The 17,731-nt window shown below is 69.2% G+C and carries 17 protein-coding genes; 4 read left to right on the forward strand and 13 right to left on the reverse strand.

All coding sequences use genetic code 11. The features are described from left to right. Nucleotides 1-79: 79 nt before the first annotated feature. A complete protein-coding gene (locus AC5DRG_RS22970) occupies nucleotides 80-2,692 on the reverse strand; it encodes a bifunctional FO biosynthesis protein CofGH (RefSeq protein ID WP_491812486.1) in 2,613 nt (870 codons plus the stop codon). A gap of 69 nt (nucleotides 2,693-2,761) precedes the next feature. Further along, a complete protein-coding gene (locus AC5DRG_RS22975; RefSeq protein WP_491812487.1) occupies nucleotides 2,762-3,640 on the reverse strand; it encodes an LLM class F420-dependent oxidoreductase in 879 nt (292 codons plus the stop codon). A gap of 60 nt (nucleotides 3,641-3,700) precedes the next feature. Here AC5DRG_RS22975 and AC5DRG_RS22980 point away from each other — a divergent pair, with 60 nt between their 5' ends. Then, entirely contained in the window at nucleotides 3,701-5,167 is a 1,467-nt protein-coding gene (locus AC5DRG_RS22980; protein ID WP_491812489.1) for a CehA/McbA family metallohydrolase, read from the forward strand. Here AC5DRG_RS22980 and AC5DRG_RS22985 read toward each other — a convergent pair. Both AC5DRG_RS22985 and AC5DRG_RS22990 read right to left on the reverse strand, forming a co-directional pair. Further along, complete coding sequence (locus tag AC5DRG_RS22985) at nucleotides 5,149-5,937, reverse strand: hypothetical protein (RefSeq protein WP_491812490.1); 789 nt, start codon at nucleotides 5,935-5,937, stop codon at nucleotides 5,149-5,151. The genes AC5DRG_RS22980 and AC5DRG_RS22985 overlap by 19 nt on opposite strands. Nucleotides 5,938-5,969: 32 nt before the next feature. Next, entirely contained in the window at nucleotides 5,970-6,707 is a 738-nt protein-coding gene (locus AC5DRG_RS22990; protein WP_491812492.1) for a helix-turn-helix domain-containing protein, read from the reverse strand. A gap of 131 nt (nucleotides 6,708-6,838) precedes the next feature. Between AC5DRG_RS22990 and AC5DRG_RS22995 the strand changes: the two genes are divergently transcribed. After that, a complete protein-coding gene (locus tag AC5DRG_RS22995; protein ID WP_491812494.1) occupies nucleotides 6,839-7,039 on the forward strand; it encodes a hypothetical protein in 201 nt (66 codons plus the stop codon). Nucleotides 7,040-7,062: 23 nt separating this feature from the next. On the opposite strand, the gene AC5DRG_RS23000 is transcribed toward AC5DRG_RS22995, so the two are convergent. The 3 genes from AC5DRG_RS23000 to AC5DRG_RS23010 are packed head-to-tail and all read right to left on the reverse strand — an operon-like array spanning nucleotide 7,063 to nucleotide 8,104. After that, complete coding sequence (locus AC5DRG_RS23000) at nucleotides 7,063-7,344, reverse strand: hypothetical protein (RefSeq protein ID WP_491812495.1); 282 nt, start codon at nucleotides 7,342-7,344, stop codon at nucleotides 7,063-7,065. Beyond that, nucleotides 7,341-7,616 (reverse strand): hypothetical protein, encoded by a 276-nt coding sequence (locus AC5DRG_RS23005; RefSeq protein WP_491812497.1) that lies wholly within the window; start codon nucleotides 7,614-7,616, stop codon nucleotides 7,341-7,343. Before AC5DRG_RS23005 ends, AC5DRG_RS23000 begins: the two co-directional genes overlap by 4 nt. 50 nt (nucleotides 7,617-7,666) lie before the next feature. Next, on the reverse strand, nucleotides 7,667-8,104 hold the full coding sequence (locus AC5DRG_RS23010; RefSeq protein WP_491812498.1) for an ATP-binding protein: 438 nt from the start codon (nucleotides 8,102-8,104) through the stop codon (nucleotides 7,667-7,669). A gap of 200 nt (nucleotides 8,105-8,304) precedes the next feature. Here AC5DRG_RS23010 and AC5DRG_RS23015 point away from each other — a divergent pair, with 200 nt between their 5' ends. Together AC5DRG_RS23015 and AC5DRG_RS23020 are read left to right on the forward strand one after the other, a co-directional pair. Beyond that, complete coding sequence (locus AC5DRG_RS23015) at nucleotides 8,305-9,159, forward strand: helix-turn-helix domain-containing protein (protein ID WP_491812499.1); 855 nt, start codon at nucleotides 8,305-8,307, stop codon at nucleotides 9,157-9,159. A 10-nt stretch (nucleotides 9,160-9,169) separates the two neighbouring features. Further along, nucleotides 9,170-9,358 (forward strand): DUF397 domain-containing protein, encoded by a 189-nt coding sequence (locus AC5DRG_RS23020; RefSeq protein ID WP_491812500.1) that lies wholly within the window; start codon nucleotides 9,170-9,172, stop codon nucleotides 9,356-9,358. Between the two features lie 10 nt (nucleotides 9,359-9,368). On the opposite strand, the gene AC5DRG_RS23025 is transcribed toward AC5DRG_RS23020, so the two are convergent. The 6 genes from AC5DRG_RS23025 to AC5DRG_RS23050 all read right to left on the reverse strand — a co-directional run bounded on the left by AC5DRG_RS23025 (nucleotide 9,369) and on the right by AC5DRG_RS23050 (nucleotide 17,666). Then, entirely contained in the window at nucleotides 9,369-10,196 is an 828-nt protein-coding gene (locus tag AC5DRG_RS23025) for an endonuclease/exonuclease/phosphatase family protein (protein ID WP_491812501.1), read from the reverse strand. A gap of 90 nt (nucleotides 10,197-10,286) precedes the next feature. After that, a complete protein-coding gene (locus tag AC5DRG_RS23030; protein ID WP_491812502.1) occupies nucleotides 10,287-11,711 on the reverse strand; it encodes a class-II fumarase/aspartase family protein in 1,425 nt (474 codons plus the stop codon). Next, on the reverse strand, nucleotides 11,677-13,677 hold the full coding sequence (locus AC5DRG_RS23035; protein ID WP_491812503.1) for an FAD/NAD(P)-binding protein: 2,001 nt from the start codon (nucleotides 13,675-13,677) through the stop codon (nucleotides 11,677-11,679). Before AC5DRG_RS23035 ends, AC5DRG_RS23030 begins: the two co-directional genes overlap by 35 nt. Continuing rightward, entirely contained in the window at nucleotides 13,667-14,917 is a 1,251-nt protein-coding gene (locus AC5DRG_RS23040) for an MFS transporter (protein WP_491812504.1), read from the reverse strand. Before AC5DRG_RS23040 ends, AC5DRG_RS23035 begins: the two co-directional genes overlap by 11 nt. After that, nucleotides 14,910-16,031: a HesA/MoeB/ThiF family protein gene (locus tag AC5DRG_RS23045; protein ID WP_491812505.1), complete on the reverse strand. Its 1,122-nt coding sequence runs from the start codon at nucleotides 16,029-16,031 to the stop codon at nucleotides 14,910-14,912. Before AC5DRG_RS23045 ends, AC5DRG_RS23040 begins: the two co-directional genes overlap by 8 nt. 450 nt (nucleotides 16,032-16,481) lie before the next feature. Beyond that, entirely contained in the window at nucleotides 16,482-17,666 is a 1,185-nt protein-coding gene (locus AC5DRG_RS23050; RefSeq protein ID WP_491812506.1) for a CapA family protein, read from the reverse strand. Between the last annotated feature and the right edge of the window lie 65 nt (nucleotides 17,667-17,731).

Below are 17,731 nucleotides of genomic sequence, written 5' to 3' on the forward strand. Positions count from 1 at the left end.
CGGGTACGGGCCCCTCTAATCGGGGGTCCGATCATCGTACTGTGAGCCGCCCCTGCCCCACGCCTCAGTCCAGCAGCCTTCAGTCCAGCACCGGCAGCAGCTCCGGAAGGTGCCCGTCCGAAAGCGCCGCCGCCTGCTGCCGTTCCTCCGGCACATCGCCGTACAGCGTCGTGCGCGGGCGCGCAGGCCGACCAGCTGCCTCCGCGACCGCGATCAGGTCCTTGACCGACTTGTACGAGCCGTACGACGACCCCGCCATCCGCGAGATCGTCTCCTCCATCAACGTGCCGCCGAGATCGTTCGCGCCCGAGCGCAACATCTCCGCCGCCCCCTCCGTCCCCAGCTTGACCCAGCTCGTCTGGATGTTCGGGATGTGGGTGTGGAGCAGGAGACGGGCCATCGCCGTCACCGCCCGGTTGTCCCGCATGGAGGGACCCGGGCGGGCGATACCCGCCAAGTACACCGGCGCGTTCGTGTGGATGAACGGCAGCGTCACGAACTCGGTGAACCCGCCCGTCTCCTGCTGGATCCGCGCCAGGGTGCGGAGGTGCCCCAGCCAGTGACGAGGCTGGTCGACATGGCCGTACATCATCGTCGACGACGAACGAATGCCGAGCTCATGTGCCGTCGACACGACCTCGATCCAGGTCGCCGTAGGCAGCTTGCCCTTCGTCAGGACCCAGCGCACCTCGTCGTCGAGGATCTCCGCAGCCGTGCCGGGGATCGATCCCAGGCCCGCTTCCTTCGCCTCCGACAGCCACTCGCGGATCGACATCCCGGTACGGGTCGCGCCGTTCACCACCTCCATCGGGGAGAAGGCGTGCACATGCATCCCGGGCACTCGGGCCTTCACCGCGCGCGCGATGTCGAAGTACGCCGTGCCCGGCAGGTCGGGATGGATACCCCCCTGCATGCACACCTCCACCGCGCCCACGTCCCACGCCTGCTGCGCCCGGTCCGCGACCTGGTCCAGGGAGAGCGTGTAGGCGTCGGCGTCCGTGCGGCGCTGTGCGAAGGCGCAGAAGCGGCAACCGGTGTAACAGACGTTCGTGAAGTTGATGTTCCGGGTGACGATGTAAGTCACGTCGTCGCCGACCACCGACTTGCGCACGTCGTCCGCGATCCCGCAGAGGGCGTCGAGCGCAGGCCCGTCCGCGTGCAGCAGCGCCAGCGCCTCGTCGTCGGTCAGCTTCGTCGGGTCGTCGGCCGCGGTCGCCAGCGCCTGCCGTACGTCCGTGTCGATCCGCTCCGGCAGCATGCCGGGCGCCGCCGCCTCACGCAGGGCTCCCCAGTCGCCGTACACCTCGTCGAAGTCGTCACGCCGGTCGGACGTACGGCCCTCGGTGTCGATGGAGGCGTGCAGATCCGTACGGCCGGCGGCCACGAACACCTCGTCCGGCTCCTGCCAGGGAAGCCCTTCCGGGAGGACTTCAGCGCGAGCCAGTCCGGTCTCCGGATCCGCCAGCGCCCGTACGTGCGGCAGCAGCCGCGGATCCAGCCAGGGCTCGCCGCGCCGCACGAACTCCGGGTACACGCAGAGCCGTTCGCGCAGTGAGAAGCCGACGGCGGCGGAGCGCGATGCGAGCTCCTCGATCTGCGGCCAGGGGCGTTCCGGATTGACGTGGTCGATGGTGAGCGGGGAGACGCCGCCCCAGTCGTCGATGCCGGCGCCGATCAGCCGCTCGTACTCGGAGTCCACGAGGTTGGGAGGGGCCTGGAGGCAGGCGCTCGGGCCCATGATGTGCCGGGCCACCGCCACCGTGGCGACCAGTTCGTCCAGTTCGGCGTCCGGCATGCCGCGCATCGCCGTGTCCGGCTTGGCGCGGAAGTTCTGGATGATCAGTTCCTGGATGCCGTGGTAGGCCCGCGACACCTTCCGCAGCGCGAAAATCGACTCCGCGCGTTCCTCGTACGTCTCGCCGATCCCGATCAGAATCCCGGAAGTGAAGGGGACGGAGGACCGTCCGGCGTCCTCCAGCACCCGCAGTCGTACGGCCGGTTCCTTGTCCGGAGAGCCGTAGTGCGGGCCGCCGGGCTCGGACCACAGCCGGGTGGCGGTCGTCTCCAGCATCATGCCCATGCTCGGCGCGACCGGCTTCAGGCGCTGGAAGTCGGTCCAGGTCATGACGCCCGGGTTGAGGTGGGGCAGCAGCCCCGTCTCCTCCAGGATGCGGATGGAGATGGCCCGGACGTACGCGATCGTGTCGTCGTAGCCGTGCGCGTCGAGCCACTCCCGCGCCTCCGGCCACCGCTCCTCCGGCTTGTCGCCGAGGGTGATCAGGGCTTCCTTGCAGCCGAGGGCTGCGCCGCGCCGGGCCACGTCGAGCACCTCGTCCGGCGACATGAACATCCCGTGCCCGGCGCGCCGCAACTTGCCGGGGACGGTGACGAACGTGCAGTAGTGGCACTTGTCCCGGCACAGCCGGGTGAGGGGGATGAAGACGCTCTTCGAGTACGTGATGACACCTGGCCGGCCCGCCGCCTCCAGGCCCGCGTCACGCACCCGGGCGGCCGACGCGGTGAGGTCGTGGAGGTCCGCGCCGCGCGCCTGGAGCAGCACGGCCGCCTCGGCGACGTCGAGGGCGACGCCGTCACGGGCGCGTTTGAGGGCGCGACGCATGGAGTTCTCGGTGGGGCCGGTACCGCCGGGGCGGTCGGTGGGGCCGTTTCCGGAGGTCTCGGAAGTCGTCATCCTTCGAGCATACGATCGCCGTGATCAGGCCAAATAGGCGCCGCCCGATTCGTCCCCGCCCGCAGGTCGTTACACGGTGTCACTGGCGGGTGTGAGGTGGTGGGCGTAATCGTCGACAAGTCCGTCGAGGAGTCGAAGGATCTCCTGCTCACCGGCGGGCGGCAGCTGCACCACGACCTCCTCGATACCCAACTCCGCGTAGTGGGCGAGCTTGCCGGCTGTCGGATGAACGGCGTACGGCACGATGTGGAGGGCAGCCGGATCGCGCCCCGCGTCGGCCCACACGGCCCGCAGCAAGGGCAGCGACTCGGACAGCCCCCGCCCGCCGATCGGCAGCCACCCGTCGGCGTACTCACTGATGTGCGAGAACAACTTCGGCCCGGCCGCCCCACCGACAAGCGTCCGAGGCCCTACGACCGGCCCGCGCGGCTTCTGAAAGGGTTTGGGGTGGGCGAGACTGGCGCGCACGCTCCCGAACTGCCCGTTGTACGCGGTGGGTTCGTCGGACCACAACGCCCGCATGAGCCCCATCCGATCCCGGACCAGCTCCCGCCGCGTACGCCACTCCACGCCGTGATCGGCGGCCTCCTCGACGTTCCAGCCGAAGCCGAGCCCGAGCGTGAAACGTCCGCCGGAGAGGTGATCCACGGTGGCGATCTGCTTGGCGAGATCGATCGGGTCGTGCTGCGCGACGAGCGTGATGCCGGTGCCGAGCCCCAGGTTCTCGGTCACGGCGGCGGCCTGGCCGAGCGCGACGAAGGGGTCGAGGGTACGGCCGTACTCGCGGGGCAGCTCGCCGCCCGCCGGATACGACGTGGCCCGCTCGATGGGGATGTGCGTGTGTTCGGGCAGGTAGAGGCCGGCGAAACCGCGTTGCTCCAGCTCGCGGGCGAGTTTCGTGGGGGCGATCGTCTCGTCGGTGAGAAAGATCGTAACGGAGAGGCGCATGGCTCATCTCTACCGGCTTCCGGGCGACCTGTCCATACCGACCAGTCGGCATCTACTGGCGTGCTTACCTTGGTAGGCGTGAGCTTCGCCGCCCCGGAGACCCGAGTGGTACGCGGCACGCTGCCACCCGGCTCTCCCGACTACGTCTACGTCCCGGTCGAAGTCCCGTCCGGCGTACGGGAGTTGAAGGTCGAGTACGTCTATGACCACCCGCCCGTCCCACCTGGCACCCCGGGCAACGCCCTCGACATCGGCATCTTCGACGAATGCGGCATCGAACTGGGCGGGGAGGGCTTCCGGGGCTGGTCGGGCGGTGCGCGCACGGAGTTCTTCCTCCGCACGGACACGGCGACGCCGGGATACATCCCCGGTCCGATCGGCGAGGGCAGATGGCACATCGCGCTGGGCCCGTACACGGTCGCTCCGCAGGGGCTGAAGTACGAGCTCACGATCACGATGACGTACGGGTACGACGAACAGGGCGCCCCCGCTGAGCGGACGTACCCTCCGGAGCGCGCGAGGGGACGAGGGCGGGCCTGGTATCGCGGGGACTGCCACCTCCACTCCTGGCACTCGGACGGCCGCCGCACCCCGTCCGAGATCGCGGCCCTCGCACGGGCGGCCGGCCTGGACTTCATCAACTCCTCCGACCACAACACGCATGCGGCGCACGCGCATTGGGCCGAGTTCGCGGGCGATGACCTGCTGGTGCTGCTGGGCGAGGAGGTCACGACGAGGAACGGCCATGCGGTGGCCCTGGGGACGGACCCGGGCACGTTCGTCGACTGGCGTTACCGGGCCCGCGACAGCCTCTTCGGGCGGTTCGCGCGGGAGATCCGGCGAGCCGGGGGCCTGGTCGTCCCGGCCCACCCGCACGCCAACTGCATCGGCTGCGCTTGGAAGTTCGGGTTCGGGGAGGCGGACGCGGTCGAGGTGTGGAACGGGGCGTACACGGCCGACGATGAGGTGGCGCTGGCGGGGTGGGACGGGATGCTGGTTGCGTCGGTGGAGGAGGGTGGCGGGGGCGGGGGCTGGCTCCCGGCGATGGGGAACAGCGATGCGCATCGGGCGCCGGATGCGGTGGGGCTCCCTCAGACGGTGGTACTGGCCGAGGATCTGACGCGGGAGGCGATTCTGGAGGGGATTCGGGCGGGGCGGTCGTATGTCGCGGAGTCGAGGAGCGTCTCGCTGGGGTTCACGGTGACGTGTGGAGGGGCTGGAGGGAGCGAACTGGCCGGAATCGGGGAGCGGTTGGAGGTGGATGCCGACACTCCGGTCACGGTCCGGCTGGAGGTGACGGGGGCGCCTCGGTGCGTGGTGCGGTTGGTGACCGACCAGGGGGTGATGTTCACCAGCGTGCCGCTGCCGGTGGGTGGTTCGGGGGTGGTCGAGTGGCGTACGACGGCTTCCTGCGCCGCCTACGTCCGGGCGGAGTTGCGGCACGAGACGGCGGCGGGGCCAATACCGGGGGCGTTGGCGGCGTTCACGAACCCGGTGTTTCTGGGGCGTCAGCGGGAGCCGGCGTGACGGTGGGCCATGTACTCGGTCAGGTCGCCGGGCACCATGGTGACCCCGTCCTGGAGATGCTGCTCGAATGCCGGGCCCAGCTCGTCCAGCAGTTGGTCGATCAGATCCAGCTCGTTCCGCCCCTTCGCAGCCATGAGGACGGCCCAGGCGAACAAGGTGGTCGCGTGATCCGGAGATCGAGCGGCGACAATCGAGAAGAAGGTACGCAGGCTCCGTTCGTCCAGTGCCCGAAGGCCTTGGCGAAACTCCAGGAAGTCAAGGTCACTGGTCCTCCCCGGACTGAGGTAAAGACTCAGTTCATCAATGGTCCGATGGGCCAGGCTGCTCAGCCCCGCTGCGTACAGCCCCAGCACGACGACGAGGGGGAAGCCGTCAATGATGCGTTGAGACGCAATCTGTTTGAGGCCCGCGCCGACGCAGTCCGAGGATTCGACACTCGTCGAGACCCGCCTGAGCAGATCGACCGCTTCGTCGGGGTTGGCCACCCAGCTCAGGACGGCCGCAAGGATCTGGCCCCTCAGCCGGTTTCCAAGGCCTCCGTCAACTACCAGCTTCTGGCCATAGAACGCGGCGTTGCGCGCGCTGACACGGGCCTCGACCGCTTCCGCCAAGACCGTGCCAAGGGAGAACCAGTTGTCGGCTGAGGGTGCGAGTTCCCGAGTGAAACACACCACGTCCTCGGCCGGTCGCAGCCGAACGACGTCGGTCACAAAGCCGTCGATCTTTCCCCAATCTCCCATCCCCTCCATCCACACGACCAGATCCAGCACCTCGTCCAGCGGCCGTGCCCAAGCCGCCTCCGTCAGTGCCCGGGCCGCCTCCGAAGAATCCTGCTCCTCCCACCTCCGCTCCAACTGCCGTTTGAACTCTCCAGCGGCACCTCCGGCACAGCCTCGCGCTCCGCCAGTTCCCCCTCCAGCCGCAGCACCCTCTCCCGCAGCTCCCGGCCGTGCTCCTCCGCCTCGCAGCGAAGCCGTTCCGCCTCCCGCAGGTCCCGCTTCAGCTCCTCGATCTCACCCAGCAGGGCATCCCGGGAGGTGGCGATCGCCTTCCTCTCCGCGGACCAGTCCAGCCGCAACAGGGCGAGGTCATCGGCGGCGTCACGAACCTGCTCCTCCTTCTGCTCCAGGAGGAGCTGCAACGCCTCCACGGTGCGACGGGCGCGCCCCGTCTCACGCCGGGCGGTGGCCAACTCGCCGCGCAGCAGCTCCAGTTGATATTCGCCCGGATCACACGCCCGCAGCGCCGCCAGCCACTTCGCCCGGATCGTCTCCTTGGCCTCCGGCGTGACGGTGCTCCCCCGCTCCTCCTCCACCTCCGCGATGAGCTGCTCGACGAACTGCCGACTCGGCCGCTTTCGACCACTGAGATAACGCGAGACTGCCGACGGGTCGAGGTGGATCCGTTGCGCGTACTGCCGCTGGCTGACGCCCAGCGTGTTGAACAGCTCCCGCAACACGTTGCCGAGCTCGGCAAGTTCGGGCACCTCACCCCGTTCGATCTCCGACGACGTTCCGGAATTGCGGGCTACGGCGGTCAAGGCGTCCCCCCGGAGTGTTGACGCTGCGTTGGCAACATGGTGCGCCTTTCGCAACGTACCGGAGCGGTCGGAGGGTTCGGGCAGCGATCGGTCAGGTCGTCCCTCGCCCCGCCCGGAAGGAACCCTCAGCCATGCTTGCCGCAGCCCGCTGGACACAGCGCGTCCTCATCGTCCTGTTCGCGCTGGTACCCGTTCTCGTCGTCACCCTGGCGTTCGTGCCCGCACTGCTTGTCCTGCCCCTCCTCCGCTCACGCACCACCCACGCGCTCACTCTGGTCCGCCAGCTGAACGCCTGGACGCGCACACTTCTGGTGTCGAGCCGGGAACGATGACTGATGCGAAATATGGGTCGCCCTCAGTCCACCACCTGCGGATCACGGAAGTAGTAGACAACCGTCACGCCCAGGCCAGGTGTGTGCGTGTACACGACGGTGATCGCCTCGGCCGAGTCGCGGGCGAGGGGAGTCGTGTAGGTGTACTCCACGGACGGAGGGCGCCAGCCGGGGATCTCACGGCCGACCGCCGGATCCCGCCCAATGGCCGCGAGTGCGTCCTGGACGACCTCCCGCTCCCCCTCCGTCAGGTCACCGAACGCCTTCCTGGCGGGCTCGGCCTCCTCCAACGGGAATTCGTTCACGTACCGCTGCCTCCGGCCCGCGCGTCCTCAAGGGCCGCCATGATCTCCGGCGAGTTCCTGATCATCACCCGATGCCGGTACGCCCTGACCACAGCGGAGGCGGCGGTGAGGTCGTCGGTCGGGGAGGCTCCTATGGCGGCCGCGAGCTCCTCCTCGAAGCGTTCCCGGTCGCCCGGGAAGCCGTAGCGGCTGAGCGCACTGCGCAGGTCGTCCACGGTCCGGATCTCGGGCAGCGGCATCGCTCCCCAGCCGTGCTCGGGCTGTGCGCTCATGGTCTGCTCCTGGTGAAAGGGCATGGCTCCACCTCTCAGTATGACCCGACTCACCACGTCGCCACCCCGCCCCCGCACTCGGCCCACAGCAGCTTGCCGCCCTTCGATGCGCCCAGTTCCCGGAGCACCGACGCGCCCCACGCGTCCGCACAGGCCTGGACCAGGTGCAGCCCACGTCCGTTCTCGGCGTCCGGCGGGGAAGGCGCAACCGGGTCGGAGAAGCCGGGCGGGACTCGCGGGTCCGTGTCCCATACGGCGACCCGGAGCCGGCCGGGTTCCGCCGAGCGGACGCGGAGGGCGTACGGGCCCTCGGTGTGGCGGTGCGAGTTCGCCAGTAGTTCCCCCGCCAGCAGCTCCGCGTTGGGGGTGAGCTCAGGCAGGTCATGCGCGGCCAGGATCAGGCGGAGCGCTCCGCGCGCGACACCTGGTGCGCGTGGATCATGCGGCAGGTGCAGGGTGTAGTTCCAGGACGGGGATACGGTGGCCATCGGAAGTCTCCGATCACTGAGGGGAGTTGGATGGTGCCCGGTGTCTCTGCCGTGGCGTCCCACGGTGCGCTTCCAGGCGGGGCGCCTGAGTACGAAGATAGGGGTTCCGCAAAGCGGCTTTGCGAGATTCCGAAGAATCTAGGCGCCTGTTCCCTCGTGTGGGTGACAAGCTGCCCGGATGCTCAGCGGGAGGACGCGTCATGACACCAAGGCCCGCGCCAACGGCCCGACGCATGCGGCTCGCAACCGAACTGCGCAAACTCCGTGAGCGGACCGGCCTGACCTCGACCGAGGCCGCACAGTTGCTCGGCACCAGCTCGGGTCAACTCAGCAACGTCGAGTCGGCCAGGTTCGGAGTGAGCCCGGAGCGCGTCCGGGCGATGGCCAACGTCTATTCCTGCACGAACCAGCCGTACATCGACGCCTTGGCCGACATGGCCGCAGAGAAGACGCGCGGCTGGTGGTGGGACGCCTACCGCGAGGTGCTTCCGTCAGGACTGCTCACCCTCGCCGAGCTGGAGCACCACGCCACAGCCATCCGTACCGCCTTCACCGCGCACATCCCCGGCATGCTCCAGACCGCCGAGCACGCCCGGGAGATCTTCAGCCACGCCATCCCGGCGCCCACTCCGCCGGAAGTCGAACACCGCGTCTCGCACCGCATCAAGCGCCAGGACGTCGTGTTCCGGGCGGACCCGAATCCGTACAGCACCGTCATCCATGAGGCGGCCCTGCACATGCAGGTCGGCGGCCGACGGGTGGCCCGCGATCAGCTCCAACACCTGATGGACATGAGCGAACGAGACCACATCACCCTTCGGGTTCTCCCTTACGACGTCGGGGCGTTCCCGGGATCAGGTCAGTCCATCAACTACCTGTGCGGCCCCGTACCGCAGCTGGACACCGTGCAGTTGGACCAGTTCCACGGCCCCGTGCTCCTGGATGCCGAGGCCCATCTGGAGAAGTACCGGCGTCTCCTGGACATCGTCGAAACCACCGCCCTCAGCCCCGAGAAGTCCCGGGATCTGATCCACACCATCGCCCAGAACCTGTGAAGGAGCCAACATGTCCCCGCACGGCTGGCAGAAGTCGTCCTACTGCCAAGAAGGTGAGGCCTGCGTCCACATATCCGCCGCACGCCCGACAACCGTCCGCCTCACCGAAACCGCCGACCCGGCCCAAGCCATCCTCACCACCGACCCCGTCGCTTTCGGCGCCCTGCTCGACGCGCTGAGATCGTCCGAGATCCGGTAAGCGGCTACGGTCAATCGGCGAGCTCAGCAACGACGGCGGCGTGATCGGAGGGCCACACCCCGTCCACCGGACCGTCGCAGGCCCGCCGTACGCCCCGCACATGCCCCAACCCTCCCGGCCCGGCCGGCCCCACGTGGATGTAGTCGATACGACCGCTCGGCCCGAAGCCGGAGGAGGCGACGTACGGGTTCGTGCGGTCCCAGGTGACGGAGGGGACGGCGGGATCGGCGTACTCCCAGGCGTCGTAGAGGACTTGACCGGGCACGGCCGGGGCGACCTTGTACCCGCCGAGCAGCCGGATCTCATCCGAATCCGGCCGAGCGTTGAAGTCGCCGGTGACGACGGGCGGAAAGGGGGTGTCGCCCCGATGTTCCGCGACGAACTCGGCCAGAGCGCTGACCTGACGGCGGCGCACGGCCGAGGCGTAGGTGGGTGAGGCGAGGTGGGTGGTGAAGAAGGGGATGTCGTACGAGGGTGTGGCCAGGCGCGCGTACAGGGCGAGGCGTCCGTCGTCGATGGCGGCGGGCGCGGGCAACGGCAGTAAGCGGTGATCGACGACGGGCCAGCGGCTGAGCACGGCGTTCCCGACCCCGACGTCCCCCGCATCGGCGCTCCCCAGTCGCCGCTGCCATCGCTCGGGCAAGGGGGAGGGGCCCCAGGTCCAGTGCATGCCCAGCTCCGTGGCCAGCCATTCCGCGAGGTTGTCGGCACCGGTGGCCCACACCTCCTGCAGCCCCACCACATCGGGCCTCAGCTCCCGCAACGCCCCGAGGATCGCCTTCTGCCGCTCCTGCCACGGGCCGAACCGCCACCACAGGTTCCAACTGACCACACGCATGTCCCGCCTCCTCCGCCCCAGCTCCGCCACCCACTCAATCTCAGTTGAACGGACTGCCGCGGTTCTTCGGTTCAGACGGCGGGACTTCGTTCACGTACCGCCGAGCGACGACCGGTGGCGTCGCAGTACGCGGTCGACGAGTTCGCCGCTCGCACCGAGATAGTTCTCCGGCGCCAGCAGTTCCCGCAGGCGTTCCCGGTCCGGGAGCTGCTTGGCCAACTCCGGTGCGGAGAAGAGCAGTTCCCCGAAATCCTCGCCCTCGGTGTGCGACCGGTCGGCCATCCTCGCGAGCAGCCGCTTCGCCTCCGCCTTGCCGAGCAGCGGAGCGAGGACGGCGCCCAGCCGCTCCGCGACGATGGTGCCGTCGCCCGCGGCCAGGTTCTCGCGCAGCCGCCCGGGAAAGACCCGTAGGCCCTCGGTCAGTTCGACCGCCGTACGGGTGGCGCCTCCCGTGAGACGCAGGACCTCACGCAGCGGCTGCCACTCCGACTGCCAGGCGCCCGGGGCGCGTTCGTCCTCCGCCAGCATGCTCTGCGCCAGGACAAGGGCGTGGGCCGGGACCTGGCGGGCGGCGCTGACGATCAGCGTGGACAGAACGGGATTGCGTTTCTGCGGCATCGCGGACGAGGCCCCGCGTCCTTCCGCGGCCGGCTCGGCGACCTCCGCGACTTCGGTACGGGACATGATCTGCACGTCGATCGCGATCTTGCCCAGGGCTCCGGTGGTGACGGAGAGGGACCAGCCGATGTCGGCCAGGGGCGTACGCCGGGCGTGCCAGGGGGCGACGGGTACGCGCAGCCCCAGCTCGTGCGCGAACCGTTCCGCCAGTTGCGGCCCGTGTCCGTGGGCGGGCTGTCCCGCGAGGTCCGCGTACTCCTGGTAGGCCGCGAGGGTGCCGGCCGCACCGCCGAGTTGGGCGGGCAGGCTCGACGCGGTACGCCGGACCCGGTCGAGGGCGTCCAGTACCAGGGCGAGCCAGTTGGCGGCCTTCAACCCGAACGACATGGGGACCGCCTGTTGACCGAGGGTGCGGGCGGCCATGGGGGTGAGGCGGTACCGCTCGGCGTGCAGCGCGAGTGCCGCGGCGACCCGCTCCAGGTCGTCGGCGATATGGCGCAATGCCCGTACCGAGATGACCATGGCCGCCGAGTCGAGGATGTCCTGGCTGGTGCCGCCCCGGTGGACGTACTCGGCGGCTTCGGGGTCGAGAGCCGCCACCGCCCGGGTGAACTCCGGGACGAACGCCACCACGGGGTTGGCCGCCTCCCGCGAGCGGACCGCCAGGGCGGGCACGTCGATCCGGACCGTGCGCGCGGCCCGCGCGATGGCCGCGGCCGCGGCGGGGGGAACCACCCCGAGTGCGGCCTGCGCCCGGACCAGCGCCACCTCCACGTCCACCATGGCCGTCACCCACGCCTCGTCGTCGACGAGCGCGGCGATCGGATCGCCCGCCCGGACCGCGGACAGCAGTCCGCTGTCCTCAGGCCGGCCGGAGAGAGGTTCGTCGTGCGTCACTGTCTCCTCGTTTCCGTGGGACGGACAGGTGATCCGGCGGCCGAACCAGCTGGCCGGGCCGCGGTGTGTACAAGCAGGCGCGGGCGATCGCGTCGGCGTCACCGAGGATGACGGAGTTGACTCCTGGGCGTATCCCCGCGGCGGTGGCCCAGTGCACCCCCTCCGTGGGGAGGCCGAAGGCGAACCGGGACGGGTGGGCGCGGCCCCGCCGGTCGACGATCCGGTAAGGCCTGCCGGTGACCGCGAGTCCGCCCACCTCGTGGTGCCCGCGCCGGTCGCCCTTGATCCGGTAGGTGCGGCATTGGCCGCTGTCCAGCAGTGCCCGCAGGAGCGGATCGGTGGTGACGCGGATGTCGGTCGGGGGCATCCTGGCCTCGATGAGCGCGGTGACCGTCGTCTCGCCGCCGGGGATCAGCTCCGAGCCGACCCTGAAGCCTTCGCCGCCCGGCATGACGTCCACCCACATGCCGGGGCCGACCATGTGCAGGACGCCGGACCGAATGAGGGCGATCATCTCCTTGATGCGGGCGGCGGGCGGCCCGATCGAGGCGAAGGCGTTGAGCGGGGTGAACCACTCCTCGACGTCCTCGCGGTACGAATGTCCGGTGACTCCGCCGTGGTCCACCACGAGTCGCACCTCGTTGCGCAGATCCCGCAGCACGTCCAGCGCCGCCTTCGTCGGATCGTCGACGTTCCCGCGCTCGGCCCGTTCGACGTCCCGCCCCAGATATCCGACCAGCCAGCTCTGGAAAGCCCGCTGATCCGTGAGGGCCGCGGGACCGAAGGGGCGAGCCAGACGCTCCCAGTCCCACGTCTCCCAGGCGCGGATGCCGAAGGCGCCGAGCAGCGCGCCGGCCGGGCCGGCGTGTGCGACGTAGACGCGCTGGAAGACGGCCGCGGCGGCCGGTCCCCGCCGCTCGCTCACCATGGCCGTGTAGTAGACGGCCTCGACCTCGCGCCGTACCAGCGGCCACACATCCCGACGGAAGTGCACCTCGCTGCCCCGCTGTCTGCGTTCGCGGAGGTCCTGGATGGCCCTGAGGGTGAGAAACAGCGGTTCGTGACGGCCGGTGGCACCCTTCTGGTTGCGGCCGCGCGCGTGGTACGGGACTCCGCGCCGGGACCCGGCGTACAGCACCGGTTCCCGGCCCGAAGGGCGGTACACGAGCTTCCCCGCCTCGGACTCGAATCGGCCGCCGCGTCCCGTGGTGAGCAGGTCCATGTGGTCGAAGAAGTTCAGGCCGAGGCCGCGGACGGCGACCGGGGCGCCGGGTGCGGCGAAGCTCAGGTCCGCGTCGGCCGGGTTGCCGGGCGGCAGGTAGGCCAGGCCGTGGGACCTGGCGTAGGAATCGAGCGCCGCCACCGAGCCGGACGAGGAGACGCCGACATGGCCCTGGGCCAGCACCACGGCGGCGAGGCCGGTCAGCGCGGTGCCGTCGTCGAGAGTGATCGTCTGGGTCCCGTCGCCGGCGTCCCGCAGTGCCACGGCCGTCCGCCGGTGCACCCTGATCCGCAGCCGGTCACCGGGTTCGCGCCTCAACTCGCGCAGGAACCAGGCGAGATAGTGCCCGTAGGCGGCCCGGGTCGGGTAGTCGTCGGGCCCCAGGCCGGCCGTCTCCGCGAGCAGCCACGCCGGACCGTCCGCGGTGCCGAGCCCCCGGGCCCACTCGTACAGACTGGGCCCGGCGCACACCGGTCCCTCGCATTCCACGCTGGCGTCGGTGAACATGGTGACCTGCGAGGAGACGGTGTTCATCAGCAGGCCGCGCGGCTGCGTCGTACGCCAGACCTTTCCGCCCTCGCCCGCGTACGGGTCCACGATGTGCAGGTTGAAGGGGCGACGTCCGGCGGCCAGGCCCGCGTTGGCGCGGATCCGCTCGGCCACCGCAAGCCCTCGCGGCCCGGCTCCGACCACGCAGATGTCGCCCAGCAGGTCACCGGCTATGTCACCGGGTTCACTCGGCAACGCTGTTTCCGGCCTTGCTCAGCGGGGACAGCAGCGTGCCGAGCCACACCGCACCCTGTACCGCGCCGGCCACCAGGAAGAGCGCCGCGACGGACCATTCGCTGAGTACCCAGCTGCCGAAGACCGCACCGAGCGGGATGGTGATGAAGGAGAGCGACCGGCCCACCGAGGTGACCCGTCCGATGAGTTCGGAGGGCACGATGGACTGCCGGAAGGTGTACCAGGGCACCACGACGGCCGAGGTCGCCACGCCCAACAGGAACATCGCGGCACCGATGACGAGCCCGGTGGGAGCCACGGCCGGCAGCGCGAGCGCGATCGCCATGAGCCCCATCGCGGCGGTCAGTGTGCGGCCGACGGGGAAGCGGCGGATCAGGGCGGGAGCCAGCATGGCGCCCAGCAGGGCGCCGGCGCCCTGCGCGGCGAAGGCCAGCGCGAGTGCCGTCTGCGAGCGGTGTCCGTCATCGGTGACGATGTAGATGAGGTTGGCTTCCAGGCCGAGCGCCGCGAAGTTGGTGACCGTCATCAGCACCGTGCCCCACAACAGCGGGGTGGAGTCGCGGATGTGGAGCACACCCACCTTGAAGTCCCGGCCGACGTTGCGGGCGATCTCCAGCCAGTGCATCTGGTGCCGGCCGTCCTTGGTGGCCGGCGCACGCGCGATGAGCAGCGCCGACACGGCGAAGGAGACCGCGTTGAGGGTGCAGGCCGTGGCCGGGCCGACGAAGGCGACGATGGCGATGCCGACGACCGGGCCGAGCATGTTCAGGGTGCTGTCAGTGCCCTGCACCCAGGCGTTCATGACCGGGCGGCGGCCCTCGTCGACCCGGTCGACGAGGAAGCCCTGGAAGGCGGGTACGTAGACCGGGCGCACCGTGCCCAGCAGCAGCGCGAGGGCGTAGAGCAGCCAGATCGGCGGCGTGCCGACGAAGAGGAGGACCGCCATCCCGCCGATCACCACCGTGGCGATGGAGTCGCAGGAGATCATCAGACGACGGCGATCGGCACGGTCGGCGATCGTGCCCGCGAACAGGCCGATCACCACGTACGGAATGATCTCCAGTACGTAGGTGATGGCCGTGGACATCGCGGAGCCGGTCTGCTGGAGCACGAGCAGGGGCAGTGCGAACCGGTAGATCCAGTCCCCGGTCGACGAGACGATGAAGGCCGAGCGCAGGAGCACCTCGGCCCTGCGGCCACCCGCCCCCACCGTCTCCGCGGCAAAGGCCGCATCAGTCATTGGGCCACGCCCCTACCGGAACCAGGGGTGGTGCGGGTGTGATCGTGGCGGAGATGTCGGCGAAACGGTCGGGGAGGGCGACGTCCTTGCACGAGGGGCAGCCGGGATCGCGCTGCCATGCCTCACGCTCGTTCAGTACGGGTGATTGAAAGGTCACTTGCAGCAATCTACCGGCGGACAGCACAGGGCTCACACCCGTTGCCACCCGTATCAACTCACCGGTCAGAAAGGCTGTTTGGAGGGTGACGAGGCCGTCGAACGCCGCCATGTCCTCACCGGCGCGCAGGCCCGCGTTCTCCTCGGTGCGCAGCTGGAGGTAGATCTCCAGGGAGGTCCGGTCGACGGCGTGCGCGGCCGACTTCCAGCACTCGACGCACCCGGTGAGCCCTGGAATGACGGTGAAGTGGAGAGCGCGCTGGGTGTCGACGCCACCCGTGATGAGGACCGCGCCGGCTCGCAGACAGCCTTCGTTGAGGAAGCCCAGCGCGCGGGTCTTGGGACGGTCGATGGCCGCGATGACGATGTCGCGGTCGTGCACGGCCTCGTAGACGTCGTCGGCCGACATCAACTTCTTGCCGATGGTCTCCAGTTGGACGTCGCTGTTGTACTGCTTGACCCAGGTCTCGGCGATCTCGACCTTGCGCTGACCGATGTACTGCTCTCCGTAGAGCACCTGACGGTTGAGATTGGACAACTCGACGGTGTCGAAGTCGACGATGCGGATATCCCTGAATCCCATCGCGACCATGTCCATCAGAACGTGCGTTCCGACGCCGCCCACACCGAGCATGGCGACCTTGGTGTCGCGGATGCTGCGCTGGAAGGAGTACTTGGAACGCTCCAGACTCGCGAACGTCTCGAAGAAGCCGAGGCTGCGGGACCAACGCTCGCAGTCGTAGTCGGTCAGGCCCTCCCGGGAGGCGTCCGCGTCGTGCAGCAGCCGTGCGTCGTCGAGATCGGCCAGGGCCAGGTCGAAGTCCTCACGGGTCACCGCGGGGTGCCGGCCGGTCAGCTCCGTGAAGACCTCACCGGTCTCACGCGAACCGTCCAGGAGTCCTATCAGGTCACCGACGACCCCGTCGGGGTCCTCCAGCGTGAGGATCTCGCCGGCCATGCGAAAGTTAATCCCGCTCTCGTCTCGAAAAGACGGGATAGTCGATTTGAGGGATGGCTTCGGCATCACGGCCTCCTGAATGGGCGGCAATTAAGAAGAACAACACAGCGGGGCGGCCGGATGCACTCGGCAGATGACCGCCCCACCATGTCAGGTGACCTTAGTTGACAGTCGAGCTGCCCGCGATGCTGTAGGCCTTCTTACGGCGAACAATACGCATGGGAACACACCCCCTCCCACCTAGGTGACGGTTGAAATTATTGATCGCCAAGCCGGAGCCGAACCACAGGAATTCCAGCCACTCTCCATCCGCCCACGGGTCACCGTCGCGCCGGAGTTAAAGAGTCCGTTTCACCTACTGCACATGCCTGATACACAATGCCGACCAGTGGACAGTTGACCGAAACAGTCAAATCACCCGTGGCTCAGACGCGCTGTTGTGCGGCGTGATCATTCGTGCTTCTCCCCCTCGGGGCGCAGCACCAGCAGCGGCTGATCGGCGAAGACCGAGCCGTCGTCCACGATCTCCGTGCCCAGCCGCGCCCGGTCCGTGCTCTGGCGCAGGAAGTCGAACACCTCGTCCCAGCGGGCGTGGTCACGGCCCACGGGCCTGGCGGTGCCCTCCTCGTCGATCAGACAGGGCACCAGGCCGCACCGCCCCACCGCTCCGTCCACCAGCTCGACGATGGCCACGGCGGTGATCCGGGCCTGCGGGTGGAACGGGAAGGCGGCACTGTCGCCCGGGCGCGGATAGATGCCGTACTCGCCGAAGACCTCGGCCAGGCCGTCCGCACCGAGCTCGTCGGGGTCGATGCCACGGGCCCGCAGCTCATCGGTGTGGCGCGGCATGTCGAACACGATGTGCCCGAGCCCGTAGAAGACGGGCATCCCCTCGACGAACTGCACTCCGCGGAGCAGATGATGGTGATGGCCGAGCACCAGGTCGGCCCCGGCCTCGGCGAGCAGTTCGGCGCAGAGCCGCTCGTGTTCGGTGATCACCCACGGCCGGGTGTGGTCACCCCAGTGCACACTCACGACCACGAGATCCGCCGCTTCCCGGGCCTCCTTGACGGTCTGCTCCACCTCCGCCCAGTCCTGCTCGTTCAGGACGGAGACCACCTTGGCGGGCGCACCCGGGACCAGATGCCCCGGGAACGGTGCGGTGTAGCAGTCCTCGGCACGCAGCGGGGCCACGCCCGGGGTGACCGGGCCGGCCTGGGTACCCACCACCATCACCGAGGCACAGGCCGCGATCGCCACCCTGATCTCACCGACCTGCGCGAACACGGGCCGCCGGGCCGCCTCTATATCAGGGCCCGCGCCCACCGTCTGTATACCGTTTCCGGACAGCACGGTCATGGTTTCGGCCATTCCCGCGGAACCCGCGTCCATGGCATGGTTGTTGGCCAAGGACATCACGTCGAATATGCCGAGTGCCGCCGCATTGGACGGCGATACGATCGTGGCGGTCGACATTCCCGGAGCCGCCGGGTGGGTTTCGGACAGCACTCCCTCGAAGTTGCCGAAAACGATGTCCGCTGCGGCTAGCACCGACTGCACACCTTCCAGTGCGCATTCAGGCTTTGCGCGGTCAATCAGCACATCACCGACTGCCGCCAGAATTTTGGTCGTCATGGCCTTAGGATGGCACGCGCACCACCGGTCGGCCGGGTTGAGGCGTCACGGGAAGGGCAATGGGC

It is taken from the genome of Streptomyces sp. JLBG701 (assembly GCF_058544905.1).

Coding starts and splice junctions, on each gene's coding strand:
- AC5DRG_RS22970 (WP_491812486.1), bottom strand. CDS start 2,692: ATGACGACTTCCGAGACCTCCGGAAACGGCCCCACCGACCGCCCCGGC.
- AC5DRG_RS22975 (WP_491812487.1), bottom strand. CDS start 3,640: ATGCGCCTCTCCGTTACGATCTTTCTCACCGACGAGACGATCGCCCCC.
- AC5DRG_RS22995 (WP_491812494.1), top strand. CDS start 6,839: ATGCTTGCCGCAGCCCGCTGGACACAGCGCGTCCTCATCGTCCTGTTC.
- AC5DRG_RS23005 (WP_491812497.1), bottom strand. CDS start 7,616: ATGAGCGCACAGCCCGAGCACGGCTGGGGAGCGATGCCGCTGCCCGAG.
- AC5DRG_RS23010 (WP_491812498.1), bottom strand. CDS start 8,104: ATGGCCACCGTATCCCCGTCCTGGAACTACACCCTGCACCTGCCGCAT.
- AC5DRG_RS23015 (WP_491812499.1), top strand. CDS start 8,305: ATGACACCAAGGCCCGCGCCAACGGCCCGACGCATGCGGCTCGCAACC.
- AC5DRG_RS23020 (WP_491812500.1), top strand. CDS start 9,170: ATGTCCCCGCACGGCTGGCAGAAGTCGTCCTACTGCCAAGAAGGTGAG.
- AC5DRG_RS23025 (WP_491812501.1), bottom strand. CDS start 10,196: ATGCGTGTGGTCAGTTGGAACCTGTGGTGGCGGTTCGGCCCGTGGCAG.
- AC5DRG_RS23040 (WP_491812504.1), bottom strand. CDS start 14,917: ATGACTGATGCGGCCTTTGCCGCGGAGACGGTGGGGGCGGGTGGCCGC.
- AC5DRG_RS23045 (WP_491812505.1), bottom strand. CDS start 16,031: ATGGCCGGCGAGATCCTCACGCTGGAGGACCCCGACGGGGTCGTCGGT.
- AC5DRG_RS23050 (WP_491812506.1), bottom strand. CDS start 17,666: ATGACGACCAAAATTCTGGCGGCAGTCGGTGATGTGCTGATTGACCGC.